Annotated in this window: 13 protein-coding genes; 8 read left to right on the forward strand and 5 right to left on the reverse strand. The window is 71.8% G+C overall.

All coding sequences use genetic code 11. The features are described 5' to 3' along the window. Nucleotides 1–6: 6 nt before the first annotated feature. Entirely contained in the window at nucleotides 7–1,119 is a 1,113-nt protein-coding gene (locus ABNF97_RS01280) for an AAA family ATPase (RefSeq protein WP_130462696.1), read from the forward strand. Between the two features lie 118 nt (nucleotides 1,120–1,237). Here the strand turns inward: ABNF97_RS01280 and ABNF97_RS01285 are convergent, their stop codons facing one another. After that, entirely contained in the window at nucleotides 1,238–2,347 is a 1,110-nt protein-coding gene (locus ABNF97_RS01285) for an RNA-guided endonuclease InsQ/TnpB family protein (RefSeq protein WP_349337359.1), read from the reverse strand. Nucleotides 2,348–2,522: 175 nt separating this feature from the next. Here ABNF97_RS01285 and ABNF97_RS01290 point away from each other — a divergent pair, with 175 nt between their 5' ends. From ABNF97_RS01290 to ABNF97_RS01315, 6 genes are all read left to right on the forward strand, one after another. Then, nucleotides 2,523–5,402, forward strand: a complete 2,880-nt coding sequence (locus tag ABNF97_RS01290; RefSeq protein WP_349337565.1) for a DUF5682 family protein — start codon at nucleotides 2,523–2,525, stop codon at nucleotides 5,400–5,402. Nucleotides 5,403–5,575: 173 nt separating this feature from the next. Beyond that, a complete protein-coding gene (locus ABNF97_RS01295) occupies nucleotides 5,576–7,936 on the forward strand; it encodes a DUF6351 family protein (protein ID WP_349337360.1) in 2,361 nt (786 codons plus the stop codon). 267 nt (nucleotides 7,937–8,203) lie between these two features. Then, a complete protein-coding gene (ectB, locus tag ABNF97_RS01300; protein WP_349337361.1) occupies nucleotides 8,204–9,538 on the forward strand; it encodes a diaminobutyrate--2-oxoglutarate transaminase in 1,335 nt (444 codons plus the stop codon). Then, nucleotides 9,535–13,692 carry a Pls/PosA family non-ribosomal peptide synthetase gene (locus ABNF97_RS01305; RefSeq protein ID WP_349337362.1) on the forward strand — a complete coding sequence of 1,386 codons (4,158 nt, stop codon included), beginning with the start codon at nucleotides 9,535–9,537 and terminating at the stop codon, nucleotides 13,690–13,692. The genes ectB and ABNF97_RS01305 overlap by 4 nt, the downstream gene beginning before the upstream one ends. A gap of 172 nt (nucleotides 13,693–13,864) precedes the next feature. Further along, a complete protein-coding gene (locus ABNF97_RS01310) occupies nucleotides 13,865–15,424 on the forward strand; it encodes a glycosyltransferase family 39 protein (protein ID WP_130462700.1) in 1,560 nt (519 codons plus the stop codon). Nucleotides 15,425–15,827: 403 nt separating this feature from the next. Beyond that, nucleotides 15,828–16,388, forward strand: coding sequence for a hypothetical protein (locus tag ABNF97_RS01315; RefSeq protein WP_349337363.1), 561 nt, complete (start codon nucleotides 15,828–15,830; stop codon nucleotides 16,386–16,388). On the opposite strand, the gene ABNF97_RS01320 is transcribed toward ABNF97_RS01315, so the two are convergent. The 3 genes from ABNF97_RS01320 to ABNF97_RS01330 are packed head-to-tail and all read right to left on the reverse strand — an operon-like array spanning nucleotide 16,366 to nucleotide 17,992. After that, nucleotides 16,366–17,340, reverse strand: coding sequence for an NAD(P)-dependent alcohol dehydrogenase (locus tag ABNF97_RS01320; RefSeq protein WP_349337364.1), 975 nt, complete (start codon nucleotides 17,338–17,340; stop codon nucleotides 16,366–16,368). The genes ABNF97_RS01315 and ABNF97_RS01320 overlap by 23 nt on opposite strands. Then, nucleotides 17,337–17,570, reverse strand: coding sequence for a helix-turn-helix domain-containing protein (locus tag ABNF97_RS01325; RefSeq protein ID WP_130462702.1), 234 nt, complete (start codon nucleotides 17,568–17,570; stop codon nucleotides 17,337–17,339). Before ABNF97_RS01325 ends, ABNF97_RS01320 begins: the two co-directional genes overlap by 4 nt. 2 nt (nucleotides 17,571–17,572) lie before the next feature. After that, the gene (locus tag ABNF97_RS01330) at nucleotides 17,573–17,992 is read right to left on the reverse strand and encodes a hypothetical protein (RefSeq protein ID WP_130462703.1); all 420 of its coding nucleotides are present in this window, start codon (nucleotides 17,990–17,992) and stop codon (nucleotides 17,573–17,575) included. 432 nt (nucleotides 17,993–18,424) lie between these two features. On the opposite strand from ABNF97_RS01330, the gene ABNF97_RS01335 reads away from it, so the two are divergent. Continuing rightward, on the forward strand, nucleotides 18,425–19,594 hold the full coding sequence (locus ABNF97_RS01335; RefSeq protein ID WP_349337365.1) for a hypothetical protein: 1,170 nt from the start codon (nucleotides 18,425–18,427) through the stop codon (nucleotides 19,592–19,594). A gap of 83 nt (nucleotides 19,595–19,677) precedes the next feature. On the opposite strand, the gene ABNF97_RS01340 is transcribed toward ABNF97_RS01335, so the two are convergent. Further along, nucleotides 19,678–20,295 (reverse strand): GNAT family N-acetyltransferase, encoded by a 618-nt coding sequence (locus ABNF97_RS01340; RefSeq protein WP_130462704.1) that lies wholly within the window; start codon nucleotides 20,293–20,295, stop codon nucleotides 19,678–19,680. Nucleotides 20,296–20,424: the final 129 nt, after the last annotated feature.

Here is a 20,424-nt window from a genome sequence, read left to right on the forward strand (position 1 = left end):
CACCGAATGACCGACATGTTGCGTGCCCCCGCCGAGGTGAAGTACGCCGAGGAACTCGACTGGCTGGAGTCGGTCGACGACGGCCCGAAGCCGTTCTCCTGGCGACTCAGCCCGCGGATGGTCCGGCTCTTCGTGCTCGGCTCCGAGCGGGCCGACGGCCTCGACCGGGAGATCTCGCAGAAGTGGTTCGGCGACCGCAGCTTCGTCGAGCGCAGCATCGTGACCCTGGCGTCGGACCGGGGCCTGCTGCTGATCGGCGACCCCGGCACCGGCAAGAGCTGGCTCGCCGAACTGCTCGCCGCGGCGATCTGCCGCAACTCGACGCTGGTGGTGCAGGGCACCGCCGGCACCACCGAGGACCACATCAAATACTCCTGGAACGTCTCGATGGTGATCGCCCGGGGCCAGTCCCGGGAGTCGATGATCCCGTCGCCGATCATGACGGCGATGGAGCAGGGGGTGATCGGGCGGTTCGAGGAGCTGACCCGGTCGACCAGCGACGTGCAGGACGCGCTGATCTCCATCCTCTCCGAGAAGTACGTCTCCATCCCGGAACTCGACGACGACAACATTGTCTTCGCCCAGCCCGGTTTCTCGATCATCGCCACCGCCAACAGCCGGGACCGGGGCGTGAACGACCTCTCCTCGGCACTCAAGCGACGGTTCAACTTCGTCCGCATCCCCGTCGTGACGAACAAGCGCAGCGAGGCGGAGATCGTCCGGTTCCGTACCACCGAACTGCTGCGCCGGCACCGGATCGAGCTGGACGTGCCGCCGACGCTGCTGGACATCCTGTTGCAGAGTTTCGCGGACCTGCGGGCGGCGGCGGCCTCGGCCGGCAGCGACGACCAGAGGCTGGAGTCGGCGCTCTCCACCGCCGAACAGATCGGTGTGCTGGAGGACGCGATCCTGCACAGTCATTTCTTCGGCGACCGTACGCTGCGGGCGGCCACCCTGGCCGGCTCGCTGGTCGGCTCGCTGGCCCGGCGCACCCCGGAGGACCTGGCGATCCTCAACAAGTACTGGCACGGCGTCGTCGAGCCCCGCAGCAAGTCCGACGGCGGCCCGTGGCCGGAGTTCCTCGAAGGCGGTCGTGAGGCGATCGCGACGCTGTCTTGACATGCTCCCGGCCCCGAAGGTCGGGATTCCCGCGGTCACCCGCGAAAGTTCCTGTTTCACCGCCAACAGCCCCGTACGGAGGTTTTCCGTGAGGTCTTACGTCGGCTCCGCAGGCGTTTTACCTCTCCGCCAGTCCGGCGGCGAGGATGTTCTTGGCGGCGTTGACGTCCCGATCGTGGGATGTGCGGCAGCCGGGGCAGGTCCATGTTCGGACGACAAGCGGCTTCGACCCGGTAATGAGGCCGCAGGCCGAGCAGGTCTTGGACGACGGGTACCAGCGATCGACAATGACCAGGTTCCGCCCATACCAGGCAGATTTGTACACCAGCATGGAGCGCAGTTTGGACCAGGCCGCGTCCGAGATGGCGCGGGCCAGCCGGTGGTTGCCGACCATGCCGCGCACGTTCAGGTCCTCGATCACGATCGTTTGGTTCTCACGAACGAGCCGAGTGCTCAGCTTGTGCAGATGATCACGGCGCCGGTCGGTGATCCGGGCGTGGATTCGCGCCACCTTCACCCGGGCCTTGGCCCGGTTACGGGAATCTCTGGCCTTGCGGGCCAAACTACGTTGAAGTCGGGCGAGTTTGCGCCGATCAGCGTATTCATGGCGCGGGTTGGGCAGCTTTTCTCCGGTGGAGAGGGTGATCAGGCTGGTAATCCCGGCGTCCACCCCCACAGACTGGTCGGCCGGTGGCAGCGGGTCCGTGATCATCTCGACGAGAATAGCGACGAACCAGCGGCCGGCGGCGTCGCGGGAGAGGGTGACGGTGGACGGCTCTGCACCATCGGGCAACGGCCTCGACCAGACGATTGCCAGCGGTTCGGCCATCTTGGCCAGGGTCAATCGGCCGTCGCGCCAGCGGAACGCCGAGCGAGTGTACTCGGCGCAGGCTCGGGACCGGCGTTTGGCCTTGAACCGGGGGTAGCCGGCCCGTTTGGCCCAGAAGGCGATGAACCCGGACTGGAGGTGCCGCAGCGCCTGCTGCAACGGCACCGACGACACCTCGCTCAGGAACGCCAGCTCCTCGCTACGTTTCCAGGCGGTCAACCACGCCGAGGTTTCCCCGTACGTGGTCCGCTTGCCTTCGACCGCCCAGGCCCGGGTGCGGGCCTGCAGGGCCAGGTTGTAGACCTTCCGGACGCAGCCGAACGTCCGGTTGAGCTGGTCGGCCTGATCCGGTGTCGGATAGCAGCGGTACTTGTACGCCCGCTTCACCACTCCCGCCATGGCACGTGGTGTACACCACCGGTACGACGATTTCCCGAAGGGAGGGAGCGGCGTTTCCTCCCGGCGCCGAATTGTCGGGACTTGACGTCGCGAATCAGTGAGTAAGCGCCAAGCAGTCAGGGACGATCGGCATGCTGCCCCGGGCCGACAGGGACCGCAGACCCCGTTCACTCCGCTGCGCGGGCAGCTCGAGGCGGCCGCGGCCGCGTTCGCCGGTGGTCCCGACGCGCTGGCCGACATCCTCACCGGCATCGTCGACGACGTCGACCGGGCGCTGGGGGAGGAGCTGGAGATCTTCCCGGTCTGCCACCACTCGCCCGCCTCCGCGCTGGCGATGGCCCGCCGGCTGCGGGAGAAGCAGCCCGCCGTCATCTACCTGGAACTCTGCGAGGACCTGCGACCGCTGCTGGAGGAGCTGCGCAACTGCCGACTGCCGGTGGCCCTGCAGGCGTTCGCCTCCGACCTCGACGGCTTCCCGCCGGCCTGGGCGCCGCTCAACATCGTCGCCCCGATCAGCGAGGCGTCGGCGGAATACCAGGCCATCGCGTACGCGCTCGACACCCCGGGCGTGGAGTTGGTCCTGGTGGACCGGTCGACGGACCACGTATTCCAGTGGACGCCCACCGGGTCGGCCGATCCGGCGGCCGGCGACCGGCCGGAGTCCGGCGACACCGACGCCGCCCCGGACGAGGGCGGTGGGCAGTCGGCGGCGGAGCCGGCAGAGGACGCGGCGGAGGAGGCGGCCCTGCACGGTGAGGCGGTCGGGATCGGCATCGGCGACCTGCGGCCCCGGTTCACCGAACTCCGGTCCCACCTGCTGCACCACGGCAGGGTGCGGCACTGGTCCGAGTGGTGGGACCAGTACGTGGAACAGCCGCTCGCCGACGCCGACTACGACACGTACCGGCAGGTCATGGTGCTGATCGGCAGCCTGTTCCGGCGCCTGCGTCCACCCGCCGACCCCGGGCACGACGACCGTGACTGCGACCGCGAACGCTACATGTGGACCCGGATGCGCCAGCACCTGGCGGCCACCGGCGTCGACCGGTCGCGCTGCCTGTACGTCTGCGGCGCCTTCCACGCCGCCAGCCCGGTCGGGGAGTTCGGCACCGCGCCCGGCACGCCCGACTGGGAGATCAGCCCGCGCACCGGGACCCGTTGGCTGTACGGGCTGATCCCGTCCAGCCACTCCGCGATCGAGCGGCAGTTCGGCCTCGCCGCCGGGTCGGTGTCGATCGCCCAGGCCGCCTGGGTGAAGGCGGTCGGCCGGGGCGGCGTCACGCCGTACCGGCTGGCCGGAGCGCCGGCGGGCGGCAAGCGGGGCCGGGCGAGGAAGCGGCCGGTGGCAACGGCGGCGCCCGCGCCGGTCACCGACCGGCTCTCCGGGTTCCTGTCCCGGCCGCCGGTGCTCGACGACGTCGACGAGGCGGAACTGCTCGGCTGGTGCGTCGACATCGTGCGGCTGGCCCGACGCAACGGCTACCTTGCCAGCACCGCCGACGCGATCGCGGTCTTCGAGACCTCGATCCTGCTGGCCGGGATCCGCAACCGGGCCCGGCCCACGCCGTACGACTTCGCCGACGCGGCGGTGACCTGCATCGAGAAGGACGTCGTCCCCGGTCGACGGGACGTACGCCGGCTCTGCGAGATCCTGCTCGGCGGTGACCGGATCGGCCAGGTGGGGTACGACGCCCTGCCGCCGCTGGCCCGGGACGTCTTCGACCGGCTCGCGCCGCTGGGGCTCGCCCTGGAGAACCGCACCATCCAGCGGGCCCTGCTGGACCTGACCACCGACCCCGAGCTGGCGTCCTGCTCGGACCTGCTCTGGGTGCTGCACCGCCTGCTGCCCGACGGAATCGTCCGGCCGATCATGGGGGAGCGGCGGCTCGGTGAGCGCTCCATCCAGGAGAGCTGGGATCTCGCCCTCGGTCGGCACCAGCGCGCGGTGATCGAGCTGGGCTACGAGGGCATCACCGTCGAGCAGGTGCTGGAGAAGCGGTTGCGCGGCTCCGTCTGGGCACCGGACGCGACCGCGGCGGTCGCGCTGGCGGCGGTGGAGGACGCGATCCTGTTCCTACCCAGCCGGCGGTTTGTCGACGAACTCGGTGGGCGGGCCGTCGAACTGCTCTCCGCCGAGCGCACCGTCGACGACGCGCCCGAGGTGCTGCGCCGGGTCCGCCGGCTGCTGGCGCACTACCGGAACACCGAGCCGGAGCTGCCGGCGTGGTGCGGGTCCTTCGTCACGACCGGGTACGCGCACTACTGCACCCTGCTGCCGACCGCGTTCACGGACGACGAGACCGGCGTACGGCAGGTCGGGGCGATGCTCGGCTTCCTCTTCTCCATGGAGAGTCTCGCGCTCTCCCTCGGCTGCGACCGTGCCCAACTGGAGCTGGCGGTACAGCAGTCGCACCCGGAGGCCCCGGCGAAGGTGGCGCTGCTCTGGGCGGCCCAGACCCACCTTGGACTGCTGACGGTGGCGCAGCTCCGGTCACGCTGTGCGGAACTGTTGACGAACCCGCTCGTCGTGCCGGCGTTCCCGCACTATCTCGGTGGCTTCGTCCAGGCGCTGGAGCCGGTGCCGTCGCTGGCCCCGTTCGTCGTGGAGGTGATCTCCGAGGCGTTCGCCCGGCTCCCCGACCCGGTGTTGCTGCCCTGGCTGCCCAAGCTGATCACGACGTTGCGGCAGCAGGCGCCGGACCTCGTGCCGTTGCTGGTCCGGGAGGCGGGCCGGACGTTTCCGGGCGTTCTCGCCGTGCTCGACACCTGGATACCGCCGTGGACGCCGGAGGTGGCCGCGCCCGGCGCGGCGCCGGCCGCTGTGGAGGCTGGCACACCGGCGTCGTCGTGCGGGCCCGTGCTCGGGTTGCTACGTGACCATCCGAGCACCTGCGACGCCGTTGCCGAGCTGCTCGGCTGTGCCGGCGGCTGGCAGCCGGCCGGGTCGCCCACGGGCGAGCCACGGTCGAGCGGACCGGCGTCGCTGCTGCGCGCGCATCCGGCGACCGCGTCCGCCGTCGCGGATCTACTCGCCGGAACGCCCGGCTGCTGGTGAACCCGAACCGTCCGCATCGGCGCTGCTCACATCGGCGGTGGGGAGAGCGGTGCCGGTCGCCGGACGCCACCGTGGTCGGACGTCGACGGTTCTCGACAAGTGAACGATGCTCGTGACATCGTCGGTGTCCGCCACCATCGGGGCTGCGGGGCTCCCGGGGAGGAGACGGAGAGATGATGTCGGTGCTCAGCTTCCTCGCTCGCCGTCGGGGTACCGCCGATGGCACCGTCCGGGCCGGCCGACTGAGCCGTTCCACCCCGCTCGCCGGAGCCGGCGACAGGTGGATGCGGCCCCGCATCCGGGGCGGCATCGCCGGCGGGGTCGCGCTGGCCGTCGTCCTCACCGTCGGTTCGGCGCCGCCGGCCGCCGCCTCGAACGGCGCCGCCGGGCAGCGGCTCGACATCGAGGTCCTCTCCAGCCGGCCGGACCAGGTCAGCGGTGGCGACGCGCTGGTCCGGGTCACCTTCGACAGCCGGATCGACCCCCGCTCGGTCCGGGTCACCCGCAACGGCACCGACGTGACCGGCGCACTCACCGTCGACGGTCGGTCGCTGCGCGGGGTGGTCGACGGGCTCCGGGACGGCGCCAACCTGCTCCGGGCGACCGCCCGGCGGGCCCGTACCGCGACGCTGGCCGTCCGCAACCATCCGGCCGCCGGACCGATCTTCTCCGGGCCACGGCAGTATCCGTTCCTCTGCCGCACCGAACAGAACGGTCTCGGTGCTCCGCTGGTGGACAACCAGGCCGGGCAGGGCATGCGGGTACGCGGTCCGGACGGTGCGATCGTGGGCTGGAGCCGGGACTGTGCCGCCCCGACCGTCACCGACCGGCTCTACCGGGCCACCGACGGCACGTTCAAGCCGATGCCGACGGACGGCACCCGACCGGCCGACCTGCTCACCACCCGCACCCTGGACGGTCGGACCGTCGACTACGTGGTACGCCGGGAGCGCGGCACGATCAACCGGTTCGTCTACTCGATCGCGGTGCTGGAGGGGAACTGGAACCGGCGGGTCGTCTACCGGTTCGACGGCGGGGTGGCGATCGGGCACGACCAGGGTCGGCTGCCCGGTGGACATCTCTACCACGAGGCACTCTCGCTCGGCTACGCCGTCCTCTACTCCACCGGCACCCGCACCGCCACCCACTACAACCTGGTGCTCGGCGGCGAGACCGCGCTGATGGTGAAGGAACACTTCGTCGAGGAGTACGGCGTCCCGCTCTACACCGTCGGGGTAGGTGGCTCCGGCGGCGGCATCCAGCAGTACATCTACGGGCAGAACCACGGCAACCGGCTGCTCGACGCGGCGATACCGCAGTACTCGTATCCGGACATGGCGACCCAGACGATCCACGTCGGCGACTGCGAGCTGCTCGAGTACTACATGGACGTCACCGATCGGGCGAACCCGAAGTGGCGGGACTGGGAGAACCGGACCTGGCTGATCGGCATGAACGCCAGCGCCACGGTGCCGAACCCGTACCTCGGCGGTGCGCCCGGGTCCACCGAGTGCGTCGAGGGTTGGCGCGGCCTGACCCCGCTGGCGCTGAACCCGCGCTGGTTCCCCGGTGACCCGCTCTGGGCCCGGATGGACCCGCCCGGGGTGGCGGAGACGGTGCAGTGGTCGCACTGGGGCGACCTGGTCAACGTCTACGGCACCGGCCCGGACGGGTACGCCCGGTCCACCTGGGACAACGTCGGCGTGCAGTACGGACTCTCGGCGCTGACCTCGGGCCGGATCACCCCGGCCGAGTTCCTCGACCTGAACGCCCGGGTCGGTTCCTGGAAGCCGCAGTCGGAGATGGTGCCGGAGGGCTGCCCGTTCACCCCGGCGGCCTGCGCCGATCCGGCCCAGTTCGACCCCTGGTCGTCTCGGAACATGCGACTGTCGCCGGACGGCGGCCGGACCCCGGCGCCGCGTACCACCGGTGACCGGCGGGCGATCCGGGCCGCGTACGAGTCGGGGATCGTCTTCACCGGCGACATCGACATCCCGATCATCGACTGGCGGCACTACCTCGAAGAGCAGTTGGACATGCACAACTCGCACCAGTCGTTCGCGTCCCGGCAGCGGATGCGCGACCATGACCGGGACGCCGGCAACCAGGTCATCTGGTTCACCGACGCCCGGCCGGCCGAGGCGTTCGACCAGACCCCGGAGGCGCTGGCGGTGATCGACGACTGGATGGCCAACCTGCGTAGCCGGCCGTGGCGGGGCGTCCGGGGCAACAGGCCGGCGCTGGCCGTGGACCGCTGCTTCAGCACCGCCGGTACGGAGATCGCCCGGGGCGACCACGTCTGGGACGGCATCCTCGACAACCGACCCGACGGCGCCTGCACCCGGCGGTTCCCGCTCTACGGCACGTCCCGGACCGTCGCCGGTGGTCCGATCGAGGGCGGCGTCTACGCCTGCGATCGGCAGCCGGTCCGGGCGGCGATCGCCCGGGGTCTCTACGGATCGTGGCGTCCGACCGACGCCGAGCGGCGGCGCCTCGAACAGATCTTCCCGACCGGGGTCTGCGACTACCGCTGACCCACCCCGACCAGCGCGCGGCGGGTGCCGGGCAGGCCGGTCCGGAATCGGATGCCCGCGCGCCGGTCCTCAAGGGCAATCTCGGATCACGATGCCGAACCGTTCGAACTGCACGCGATTGTCGGCAATCTAACCGATTGACACTGTCGCCCGGTTGGGCCCGTTTCCGGGACGCCCTTCTCCGGTTGGACGTACGGATGTCCAAGACCCCGTCTCCTGGTCGGCGGCTGCGGCCAGCCAGGTGATCGGGTGTGCCCGGAGGGAGTGATGACCATGCGCGGAGCGGCGGGCGCGGACGAGCATCTGATTTTCGAGCGGCGAGAGTCCGCGGTGCGGAGCTACTGTCGCCGATTCGACCGCGTGTTCGACACCGCGGAGGGAAGCGTGGTGCGCGACGTCACCGGTCGCGAGTACCTCGACTTCGTCGCCGGTGCGGGTTCGCTGAACTACGGGCACAACGACCCCGACATGCGCGATGCCCTGATCAGGCATCTGGAACAGCGGGGGATGTCGCACTGCCTCGACCTGTCCAGCTCGACCAAGAGCGCGTTTCTCGCCGCGTTCGAGTCGATCGTGCTGCTGCCCCGGGAGTTGGACTACCGGGTGCAGTTCACCGGGCCGACCGGAGCGAACGCCGTCGAGGCGGCACTCAAGCTGGTCCGCAAGGTGACCGGCCGGACCAACGTCGTCGCCTTCACCAATGCCTTCCACGGCGTCTCACTGGGCGCGCTGGCGGCGACCGGGAACCGGCACCACCGGATCGGGCCGCAGCTTCCGCTGCCCGGGGTGACCCGGATGCCGTACGACGGTTACCAGGGGCCCGGCGTGGACACCGCCGACCTGCTGGAGCGGATGCTGCGGGACCCGTCCAGCGGAATGGACGCACCGGCGGCGATCCTGCTGGAGACCGTGCAGGGCGAGGGCGGCCTGAACGTCGCCTCGGCCGGCTGGCTGCGGCGGATCGCCGAGCTGGCCCGGGACAGCGGCGCGCTGCTGGTGGTCGACGACGTGCAGGCGGGCTGCGGGCGTACCGGCACGTTCTTCAGCTTCGAGCCGTACGGCATCGTCCCGGACCTGGTCGTACTCTCGAAGTCGATCTCCGGGGCCGGCCTGCCGATGGCGCTGCTGCTGATCCGCCCCGAGTACGACGTCTGGCAGCCCGGCGAGCACAACGGGACGTTCCGCGGCAACGCGCACGCCTTCGTCACCGCCCGGGTGGCGCTGACGAAGTTCTGGACCGGAACCGGATTCACCGCCGAGGTGGCGCGCCGCGCCGACCTGCTCGCGCGGCGGCTGGCGGACGTGGCCGACGTCGTGCCGGGGGCGGTGGTGAAGGGGCGCGGGATGATGTGCGGCGTCGACGTCGGCTCGGGGGAGCTCGCCTCGGCCATCAGCCTGCGCTGCTTCGCCGACGGCCTGATGCTGGAGACCGCCGGCCCGTACGACGAGGTGGTCAAGGTGCTGGCGCCGCTCACCACTCCCGACGAGCTGCTCGACGCCGGCCTCGACATCCTGCTGGCGGCGGCTCGGGCGGTGCAGGCCGGGCCGGACGTCGGGCCGGAGCGGGACCGTCGCGACTCTTCCGGCCTGGTCCCCGCGTGACCGGGCCGGCTCCGGCGACAACGGAGGCCGGGAGCACTGTCGCGCCCCGCACCCCGACCCGGGCCGGCACCGGACTGGTGCTGACCGCGCCGGGAGCGGACAACCGGCCTCGCTGGCGACCCGGTGAGCGCCTGCACCACCTGTTCGAGGAGCGCTGTGATCGCTTCGCCGCCGAGGGTGATCCCGGGCACCTGGCCGTGGACGACGGCGAGCGCCGGATCACCTTCGCCGAGCTGGATGCCCGGGCGAACCAGTTCGCCCGGCTGCTGTCGGCCCGCGGCGTGCTGCCGGGCGACCGGGTCGGGCTGCTTCTCGACCGGTCCGCCTTCGCCTATCTGGCCATGCTGGCGGTGTCCAAGATCCACGCGGTGTACGTTCCGGTCGACGCCAACTTCCCGGCGGACCGGATCCGCTTCGTGGTCGCCGACGCGCGGGTCAGCACCATCGTCACGCTCTCGGCGCTGGCCGACCGCCTCGACGGCGTCGCCGGCACGGTGATCCGGATCGACACCGAACCGGACCTCGACCGGTATCCGAGTCACCGGATCGGTCCGGACGAACTCGGGCCGGCCCCGGACGAACTCTGCTACCTCATCTACACCTCCGGCAGCACGGGCCGGCCCAAGGGCGTCGCCATCAACCAGGCGAACATCTGCAACTTCGTCCGGGTGGCCGTGGAGTGCTACGGACTGCGCCCGGACGACCGCGTCTACCAGGGGATGACGATCGCCTTCGACTTCTCGGTCGAGGAGATCTGGGTGCCGCTGGTCTCCGGCGCGACGCTGGTGCCGAGTACCGCCCCCGGGGCACTGGTCGGCAGCGACCTGGCCGGCTTTCTCGCCCGGCACCGGGTCAGCGCGCTCTGCTGCGTGCCGACCCTGCTGGCCACGATCGAGGAGGAGTTGCCGGAGCTGCGGTTCGTGCTGGTCTCCGGGGAGGCGTGTCCGGCACGTCTGGTGGACCGGTGGCACCGGCCGGGGCGTACGTTGCTGAACGTCTACGGTCCGACCGAGGCGTCGGTCACCGCCACCTGGACCCGGTTGGAGCCGGACCGGGCGGTGACGATCGGGGTGCCGCTGCCGACGTACTCGGCGGTGGTCCTGGACCCCGATCACCGGATTCTGCCGGCCGGCGAGACCGGAGAGATCGGCCTTGCCGGAATCGGCCTCTCCCCGGGGTACGTCAACCGACCCGACCTGACCGCCCGGGCCTTCGTGCCGGACCCGGTCGGGATCCCGCACAACCCCTCGGGCCGGATCTACCGGACCGGGGACCTCGGTCGGATCACCGCCGACGGGCAGCTCGAGTATCTGGGCCGGATCGACAGCCAGGTCAAGGTGCGCGGGTACCGCATCGAGTTGACCGAGATCGAGTCGGTGCTGCTGCGGCTGCCGGAGGTGGCCCAGGCGGCGGTGACCACGTACCACCCGGAGTCCGGTGTCGTCGAACTCGTCGCGTTCTACACCCGGCGGGCCGGTGCGCCGGGGCTGGACTCCGCGGTGGCGCTGGCCGCGCTGCGGAGCCGACTGCCCGGCTACATGGTCCCGGCCTATCTCGAGGAGTTGCCGGAGCTGCCGACGCTGCCCAGCGACAAGGTGGACCGCAAGCGCCTGCCGGCACCGTCCGGGGCGCGGGTGCTGCCGACGACGCCGGTCGTCGACCCGGTCGGGTCCACCGAGTCCGCCCTCGCGCAACTCCTCGCCGACCTGCTACGGGTGGACCGGGTGTCGGTCCGGGACGACTTCTTCACCGACCTGGGCGCCGACTCGCTGGTGATGTCCCGGTACTGCACCCGGCTGCGCGAACAGCTGCGTGCCGACGTCTCGATCAAGGACGTGTACCTGCATCCGACGGTGCGTGCCCTGGCCACCGTCGTCGGGGCGGAGCCTCCGCAGGCGCCACCGGAACCGCCGCCACCGGCGCACCGGGTACCCAGCGACATCGAGTGGTACGGCTGCGCGGTGTTCCAGACCCTTTTCGGCCTGGGGTATCTGGTCCTGCTCGCCGCCGTGGCGCTCGCCGGATACGACTGGATCGCCGGCGGAGCCGGCGCGGTCGACGTCGCCTGCCGGTCGGTCAGCTTCGGGGTCGCCTGGTTCGCGGTGCTGGCGCTGCTGCCGGTGGCGCTGAAGTGGCTGCTGGTCGGGCGGTGGCGGGCCGAGACGTTTCCCATCTGGGGCCTGCGTTACCTCCGGTTCTGGGTCGTGAAGCGGATGATCCGGGCCAACCCGCTGGTGCTCTTCGCCGGGTCGCCGGTCTACAACCTCTACCTGCGGGCGCTGGGCGCGAAGATCGGCCCGGGCGCCCTGCTGCTGTCCCGGTCGGTGCCGGTCTGCACCGACCTGATCGAGATCGGCGCGGGATCGGTCGTCGGCAGGGGCGCGAGCTTCCTCGGCTACCGAGCCGAGGCCGGCTGGATCACCACCGGTCCGGTCCGGCTCGGCCGGGACGTACACGTCGGCGAGGGCTGCGTGCTCGACCTCGACACGGTACTCGGCGACGGCGCGCAGCTCGGGCACGCATCGTCGCCGCGTGCCGGGCAGGTCGTACCGGCCGGGGCGAACTTCCACGGCTCACCGGCGGTGCCCGGCGGGAGCGGCAACCCGGCGCCGGAACCCCGGCACTGCTCGACGATGCGTCGGCGCGTCTACGGTGCCGGCCAACTCCTCGGCCGGGTGGTCCTCGACACCCAGTTGCTGGTCGTGCTCGCCGCACTGGCCTTCGTGCTCGACATCAGCACGGTCTCCGGGTCGCTGCTGTTCTTCGTCGGCGGCGTCGTGCTCGGCGCGCTGCTGGTGCTCGCCGTGCCCCGGCTGGCGAACCTCTTCCTGGCCGCCGGCCGGACCTATCCGCTCTACGGTTGGCGGTGGATCTGCTACCAGACCGTCTCCCGGTTCAGCAACGTCGGGTTCTTCAACAACCTCTTCGGAGACAGCTCGTACATCGTCGGCTATCTGCGGGCGATCGGCTGGCGATTGCGGCAGGTACGGCAGACCGGCTCGAACTTCGGCTGCGGGCAGCGGCACGACACGCCGTTCCTCTGCGAGGTGCGCGGCGGGGTGCTGGTTTCCGACGGTCTCTCCATGGGCAACGCCCGGTACTCCCGTACCTCCTTCACGCTGTCCCGGGTCACCATCGGCGCGGAGAACTTCCTCGGGAACCGGATCATCTTCCCCGCCGGGGCCCGGGTCGGCGACAACTGCCTGCTGGCGACGAAGGTGATGGTGCCGATCGACGGTCCGGCCCGGTCCGACGTCGGCCTGCTGGGCTCACCGCCATTCGAGATCCCCCGGTCGGTACGCCGGGACGCCGGCTTCGACGACCTGAAGACCGGGGACGAGTTCCGCCGCCGGCTGTCCCGGAAGAACCGCTCGAACCTGTGCACCATGGGCTGGTACCTGCTGAACAGCTGGCTGCCGTTCTACCTCGCGGTGCAGGTCGTGCTGCGGGTCGAGGGGATCCACGACGACGCCCGGCCGAACCTGTTCACGTTCAGCGCCGGGATGCTGCTCGCCTCGCTGCTGATCATCGGCTACTCCGCGCTGATGGACTGGATCTGCCTCGGTTTCCGCCGGCTGCGCCCGCTGTGCTGTTCGATCTACGACCCCCGGTACTGGCGGCACGAGCGGTACTGGAAGCTCGCCGGGGTCGGGCACCTCGGCCTGTTCAACGGCACCCCGCTCAAGCCCCTACTCCTGCGCCTGCACGGCGTACGGGTCGGCCGGCGGGTCTTCGACGACGGCTGCGGAATGCCGGAACGGACCCTGGTGCGGATCGGCGACCACTGCACCCTGAGCGAGGGTTCGTCGCTGCACTCCCACTCGCTGGAAGACGGGACCTTCAAGATGGACCGCATCCGGCTCGGGCGTGGCTGTTCGGTCGGCACCGGCGCGCTCGTGCACTACGGGGTCGAGGTGGCCGACGGGGTGGTGGTGGCACCCGACTCGTTCGTGATGAAGGGGAGCAGCCTACCGGCCGGCACGGTCTGGCGGGGCAACCCGGCGCACCAGGTGTCGAGGCCGGTCGCCGCCCCGACCTGTGGTCGGCCGCCGGAACAGCCGGGACGCCGGCCGCCGGAACAGCCGGGACGCCGGCCGCCGGAAGAGCCGGGACGTCGGCCGGCGGAACAGCCGGGACGTCGGCCGGCGGGGTAGCCGGGACGCCGGGCCGGCCACGGTGGACCTCCACCGTGGCCGGCCCGGGTTCCGGTCCAGGTCAGAGTGCGTTGACAGTCGATACCTAACCGCTAAGCTCTAACCGTTAGGTATCGGCCGTAGCGGGTCCCAGCCAGGGGGCGCCGGCACACCTTCAGGGGAGGGGCGACCCATGACCGAGCACGCCGTCCGGCTCGCCGGAAGCACCGCGCCGCCGGACGCACCCGCAGGAACCGCGACCGCCGACGGCGGGCGGGTGAGGCTGGCGCCGGTCGCCTGGCGACCGCTCGGCGTCGTCGCCGGGCTGGTCGCCGCGCTCCTGCTGGCCACCAACGGCGGCTACGGCTACCACCGCGACGAGCTCTACTTCCTGATGCTCCGCCCCGACTGGGGCTACCGGGACCAGCCGCCGCTCACCCCGGCGATCGCCCGGCTGGCCGACGCGCTCTCCGGCGGTTCGCTCTGGGGCCTGCGGGTGCCGGCCACCCTCTGCGTGCTGGCGGCGCTGCTGCTGGCCGCCCTGCTCGCCCGGGAACTCGGCGGCGGCGCGCTCGCGCAGACCCTGGCGGCGTTCGGCCTGGGCACCGGGGCGACCACGCTGATCTTCGGACACGTGCTGCTGACCGCCGGCTTCGACCTGGTGGTCTGGCTCGGCATCGTCCTCTGCGCCGCCCGGGCATTGCTACGCGACCAGCCGCGCTGGTGGCTCGCTGCCGGAGCGGTGCTCGGGATCGGTCTCTACAACAAGCTGCTCGTGGCGCTGCTGCTGGTCGGGCTCGGCGCCGGGCTGCTGGCGGTGGGACCGCGCCGGGTCCTGGTCGGTCGCTGGCTCTGGGCGGGCGTCGCGCTCGCCCTGGTGGTCGGCGCGCCCAACCTGATCTACCAGCTCACCCACGAGCTGCCCCAGGCCGAGATGGCCGGCGCGCTCGCCGAGGACCGGGGCGCCGAGTCGCGGAGCACCTTCGTGCCCTTCCAGTTTCTGCTGATCGGGCCACCGCTGGCGGCGGTCTGGATCGCCGGACTGGTCGGGCTGCTGCGTCGCCCGCGGTGGCGACCGGTACGCGCGCTCGCGGTGGCGTACCTGGTGGTCTGCGTGCTGGCGTTGGTCTCCGGCGGGCAGCACTACTACTCGTACGGGCTGCTCGGGGTGCTCTTCGCCGCCGGCTGCGTGGTGCTGGCCGACTGGTTGGGGCGGGGACGACGGCGGCTCCGCACGACCCTGGTCGGCACGGCGTACCTGGTCAACGCGCTGACCAGCGCGGTGGTCGCCCTGCCGCTGCTCCCGGTCGAGGTGCTCGGCGACACGCCGGTGCCCGGGATCAACATCACCGCCGCCGACTCGGTCGGCTGGCCCCGCTACGTCGACCAGGTGGTCCGGGCGTACGACGAACTCCCCTCCACCGACCGGGCCGCGGCGGTCGTGGTGACCGCAAACTACGGCGAGGCCGGCGCGCTCACCCGACTCGGCGCCGACCGGCTGCCGCCAATCTACAGTGGACACAACGAGCTGGGCTACTACGGCCCGCCGCCGGAGTCGGCGACGGTGCTGGTCGGCGTCGGGCTGGGTGAGGTGGGCGAACTCAGCCGCCACTTCGGTGCGTGCCGGCTCGCCGGCCGCCTCGACAACGGAGTCGGGGTCGACAACGAGGAGCAGGGCGTGCCGATCGTGGTGTGCCAGGATCGCCGGCAGACCTGGGCCGAGTTGTGGCCCCGGATCCGGCACTTCGACTGACGTCCCAGGGGGCGCCGTCCGGGCCGTCCCCATCCCGATCGCCACTGTCATGCGCGCCTGAACCGGACGTCCCGGCCGGATCGGGCGACATCGGCGATGGGCGGCCGTCCGATACCTCTTCCGGGCCGGTCCAACCTTCAGCGCCGGTTCAAAAGATCACCGAGGCGACCCAGCCCCGGCCCACCCTCCTTCAGCCTTCCGATCAAGTCCGACCGATCCGGTCCGTCGCCCGCATCGTCGTTGCGGCTTCTGGCGCTGCGGTGAGCGCCCACGGGAGATACCTGCCGGTCGGCGGCATGTCTGGCGGGTGGGCGGGAACGGCACACGCACCGGCACGGGGCACACCGGCAGGGGGCACCCGGGCCGGCCCGGCGGGACGAACCGGCAGCGAGGGTGGTGGGGAATGAGCGCGAAGAGACGACCGGTGGAGCAGGACCCGGGCGGTCAGATCCAGCCGGACGACGCGGACGGCGCACAGGCCGCCCTGGACGGGCCGGATCGTGGCCCGGAATCGGTGCGGCCGTGGGGCACCACCGGCGGCACGGCGGACCGGGACGCTCCGTGGGGCGCGGCCGAGGACTCGCCGATGGACGAGGGGAGTGAGGAAACCGGCCTGCCGCCCGCCCGTCGCGGCGAACGGCGGGCCGACGCGCAGCCGCCCCGACCGTGGCCGCAGGACGCCGGCAGACACGGGTTCGGCACGGTCGAGCCGACCCGTGCCCCGGAGGCGGGGCCCGGGGGTGCCCCGGACCCCGCGCCGAGGCGCCGGTTATTCCCCGACGACACCGCGCTCGACGATCTTCGCAACAACCCGTTGTGGGAGGAGACCGGCATGCACTCCGAAGGCGTCAGCCGGCACGAGTCGCTACCGCCGCCCACCTGCGTCACCGGTATCCGGAGCATCGCCGTGCACCTCGGTGGCCCGGGTCAGCCGGTTCGGGTCAGCCGGCTTCGCCGACGGTGAGGATGATGTTGCCGTACTTGCCACGGTCCAGGTGGCGGTGCGCCTGCGCGATCCGCTCCAGTGGGTAGCGCTCCGCGATGACCGGCCGGAGCGTGCCAGCCTCCGCCAACTCCCGGACGAGCAGCAGGTCGCGGGCCTTGTCCGCGGCCTTGCGCAGCCCGGTGAACGCGACGACCGCCTTCTTCCCGCCGAACGCCGCCGTCCACGGCATCTGGACCAGCAGGCCCGGCGACGGCACCGGGCTGAGATAGCGGCCGGCCGGGTTGAGCACCCGGCGGCAGCGCCCGAACGAACTGGTGCCGGCCACGTCGAAGACGACGTCGTACGTCTGCCCGGTGCGGGTGAAGTCCTCCCGGGTGTAGTCGAGGACTTCGTCGGCGCCGAGGTCGCGTACCAGGTCGAGGTGGGGGGTGCTGCACACCCCGGTGACCCGGGCGCCGAAGTGCCTGCCGAGTTGCACGGCCGCGCTTCCGACAGCTCCGGAGGCGCCGTTGACCAGGAGGGTGTGGCCGGGGCGCAGTCCGGCCCGGTCGCGCAGGAACGCCAGCGCGGTCCCGTCGATCAGGGCGACCGCCTCGGCGAAGTCGAGGTTGGCCGGCTTGGGCCCGAGGGCGCCGTCCTGACGGACGCGGACGTACTCGGCGTGCGCGCCGAAGTCCGGCCCGGTGATCCCGACGACCTCCTCACCGACCCGAAACCGGGTCACGCCCGCCCCGACCGCCTCGACCACACCGGCGAACTCGGAGCCGAGCACCGTCCACCTCGGTCGCCGGAGTCCGAAGAAGAGTCGGGCGTAGCCCGGCGAGCCGCGCCGGGCGGTGCCGTCGGTCACGCCGACCGTGGCGGCGCAGACCCGGACGATCACGTCCTGGTCGCCGGGAACGGGTGTCGGGACCTCCTCGACCCGGACGACGTCCGGAGGACCGTACGTCCGGTACACGGCTGCTCTCATCGCTGCTCACCTTCGGGGTCGGGGTACTGGAAAACGTCGTCGAGCGGTACCGCGAAGACGCGGGCGATCTGGAACGCCATCTCCAGCGAGGGTGAGTAGCGGCCCTGCTCGATCGCGATGATGGTCTGGCGGGTCACCCCGATCCGCTCGGCGAGCTGGGCCTGCGTCATCTCGCCGGCGGCGAACCGCAGAGCGCGGATCGAGTTGGTGACCCTGGTCGGCTTGACCACGGCTACATGCCCCTGCGGTAGGCGCGGAGCTTGACCACCGAGGTGACCACGGAGGCGGCGACGAAGCCGAGGTAGAGCACGTTGGCGATCCAGAAGTGCTCGGCCTCGAACAGTGCCAGGCCGAGCGCCACGAGGGCGGCGGTCATCAGCAGCCGCTGCCCGACGCGGTCACCGAGCCAATGAATCTCCCTGTCCCGGACGTCGCCGGAGTGGCTGTCACTTGGCCGGGCGATCTCGACCGCGATGCGGGCCACGATCGACGCCAGGATCGAGACGCCGATCGCCAACAGCAGGGCCGGCACGTAGCTGACTCCGGACACGGGTGTGCCGACCAGCCGGCCGAGCACGGTCCCGAGATAGCCGAGGTAGACGGTTACCCCGACCACCAGAGCGACCCAGGTGCCCTTCTCCTCGTACGACATGGCGCCGCCTCCGGTAGGTAAAGAATGTTTGACATCCGGAAGCGTAAAGAACTGCGGACATCATGTCAAGTTTTCTAGACATCGCGGTGCGGCGGGGGCCGGGGCCAGGGAGCAACGGCGAGGGCAGGAAGGGAGCGGGGACCGCCCCTGGTCGTGCCAGCCGTCGACTTTGGTTCATGTGGATTCGCCCAAGGGCCGTTTCGGCAGCGGCGCCCAACCGCGACCGTGGACGGCATGGGAAAGACACCGCCCGGCCAGCCCGAGACGGGTCGGTGACGGGCCGCCGGACGCGGCGGCAGGCCCGGCCCGAGAAGTGCGGAAGACCCGAGACCAGAGAAGGTGCGGAGCCCGGTGCCAAAGAACTGCGGAGCCCGAGACCCGGGAAAGTGCGGTGCCCGAGCGGCAGGGAAGGCGAGCGTCGAGGATCCGCTGATGCCTGACGACCAGGGCGGTCCCGCCGGTGTCCCGGCGACACTCGCCGGCCCGGCGATCGTACCCGGTAGCGCTCGGGTCGAGCCCGCGAAGCTGTCCCGACGGTGCCGGATCGGACCGGTCGTCGCCCTCTGGCTGCTCGCACCCTGGGCCGCGGAGTGCGCGTGGGGCGGTTTCACCGTCGAGGACTACCCGCTGGTCGTGGTCTTCCTCGGGCCGCTCTACGGCTCGGCCGCCCTGCTCATCCGGGAGACCGCCCGACGGACCGGTGGTGGGTGGCCGGCGATCGTCCTGCTCGGCGCGGCGTTCGGGATGATCCAGGCCGGGCTGGTCGATCAGTCGCTGTTCAACGACGCCTTCCTGGACGACACCGAGTTCGCCGAGGCAGCCGCCGCCACGAGGGCGACGACGGTTCCGGGGCTCGGATTCAGCGCCCAGAACGCGCTCGGGTACATCGGTGGCCACATAGTACTGAGCGTCTGCGTTCCGATCGTGATCGTCGAATCGTTCGTCCGGCCGGTCCGGCGTGCCGAGCCGTGGCTGGGTCGGTTCGGTCTACTGCTGGCCGTCGCCCTCTACCTGCTCGGCAGCCTGTTGGTCTTCTCCGACGACGGCGGCCGAAAGGGCTTCCTGGCCAGCCCGCTCCAGTTGTCGTTCGCGGCGTTGACGGCGCTCGCCCTGGTGGGCGCCGCGCTGCTGCCCAGGTGGCGGCGCGGACGGCGGCCGGGCGGGGCCGGTGCTCCCCCGCGACCGGTCGCCCCCGCCCTGGTCGGCGTCGCGGGGAGCGTCGACGCCCGCTCCGGCGCGCCTGCCGATGCGACCAGCGGCCGAGCGCCGCATCCGCTCTGGGCGGGGCTGGTGGTGTGCGGCGCCCGGCTCACCGTCGACCTGGTGCCGAACTGGCTCGGGGTCGCGATCGGGGCGCTGGTCAGTGCCCTCGCCGCCGTGCTGGTGGTGCGCTGGTCCCGGCGTACCGGCTGGGGACAGCGGCACGTGCTGGCAGCCTGGGGGGCCGGGCTGGTGGTGGCGGCGGTCGGGGCGTACCTGGCGCCGAGTTACACCGCCGCGTCACCTACTCAGGCGCTGGTTGCCGACCTGACGGTCACCGTGCTCACGTTGGCGCTGCTCGGCGGGGCATTCGGGCGGCTGCGCGCGGAACGGTCCGGCTGATCGGCGTCGGGGGTCCGCGCGCCGACCACCACCGCCGCATGGCGGCGGCGACCCCGCGCGGTCCCCGGCTTCACGGGTACGTTTCAGCGGGGTAGCGGCCGGTTGGTGTAGACCGTGATGCCCTCACCGGTGCCGTGGCGGATCCAGCCCACGGCGTCGTAGAAGGCGGTGGTGCCGGGGACCTGCGGGACGGTCAGCAGCCACGCCGGCCGGTCACAGGCCACCGTTGCCAGCAGCCGTCGGCCGAGCCCGCCCCGTCGGGCCGCCGGATGTACGGCCAGCTCCGCGACCTCCAGCCAGCCGGAGAGTGTCTCGACGGCCGGTCCGAGCAGGCGGCGTACCTGCCCGTAGGCGCGGTCGACGGGGAACGGGGCCGGGGTGGTCAGCCCGAGCGCGAAGCCGGGGACCGATCCGTCGTGGCGGCCACCGGATCCGGCGGTCCGGACCTCGTCGGCCGGGACGCCGTCGGCCAGGACGGCGACGAAGCCCGGCGCCCCGGCCCAGCCGGTCAGCAGCTCGCCGAATCGGGCGGCCCGTTCGGGAGAGTCGTTCCACGGCGGCGCGCAGAACACCGCCGCGTACGTTTCGACCAGCCGGTCGTGCAGGGCCAGCGCCTCCGGCCCGGTGAGCCGCCGCAACCCGGGTACGCCGGTCCGCCCCGGCCCGGTCCTGGCGTCGGCGCCTCCTCCGGGCGGCCGCACGGCATCTCCTCGGCCGATCAGCTCAGGTGCGGCGTGACGGCGGTCCCGGTCCGAGGCGTCCACGATCCGGCAGCCTACCCGGCACGGCGTCCGGGTAGGACCGGCGCGGGACCGTCTCGCGGGTCTCGC

This window comes from Plantactinospora sp. B6F1, assembly GCF_040120695.1.
GTDB lineage: Bacteria > Actinomycetota > Actinomycetes > Mycobacteriales > Micromonosporaceae > Plantactinospora.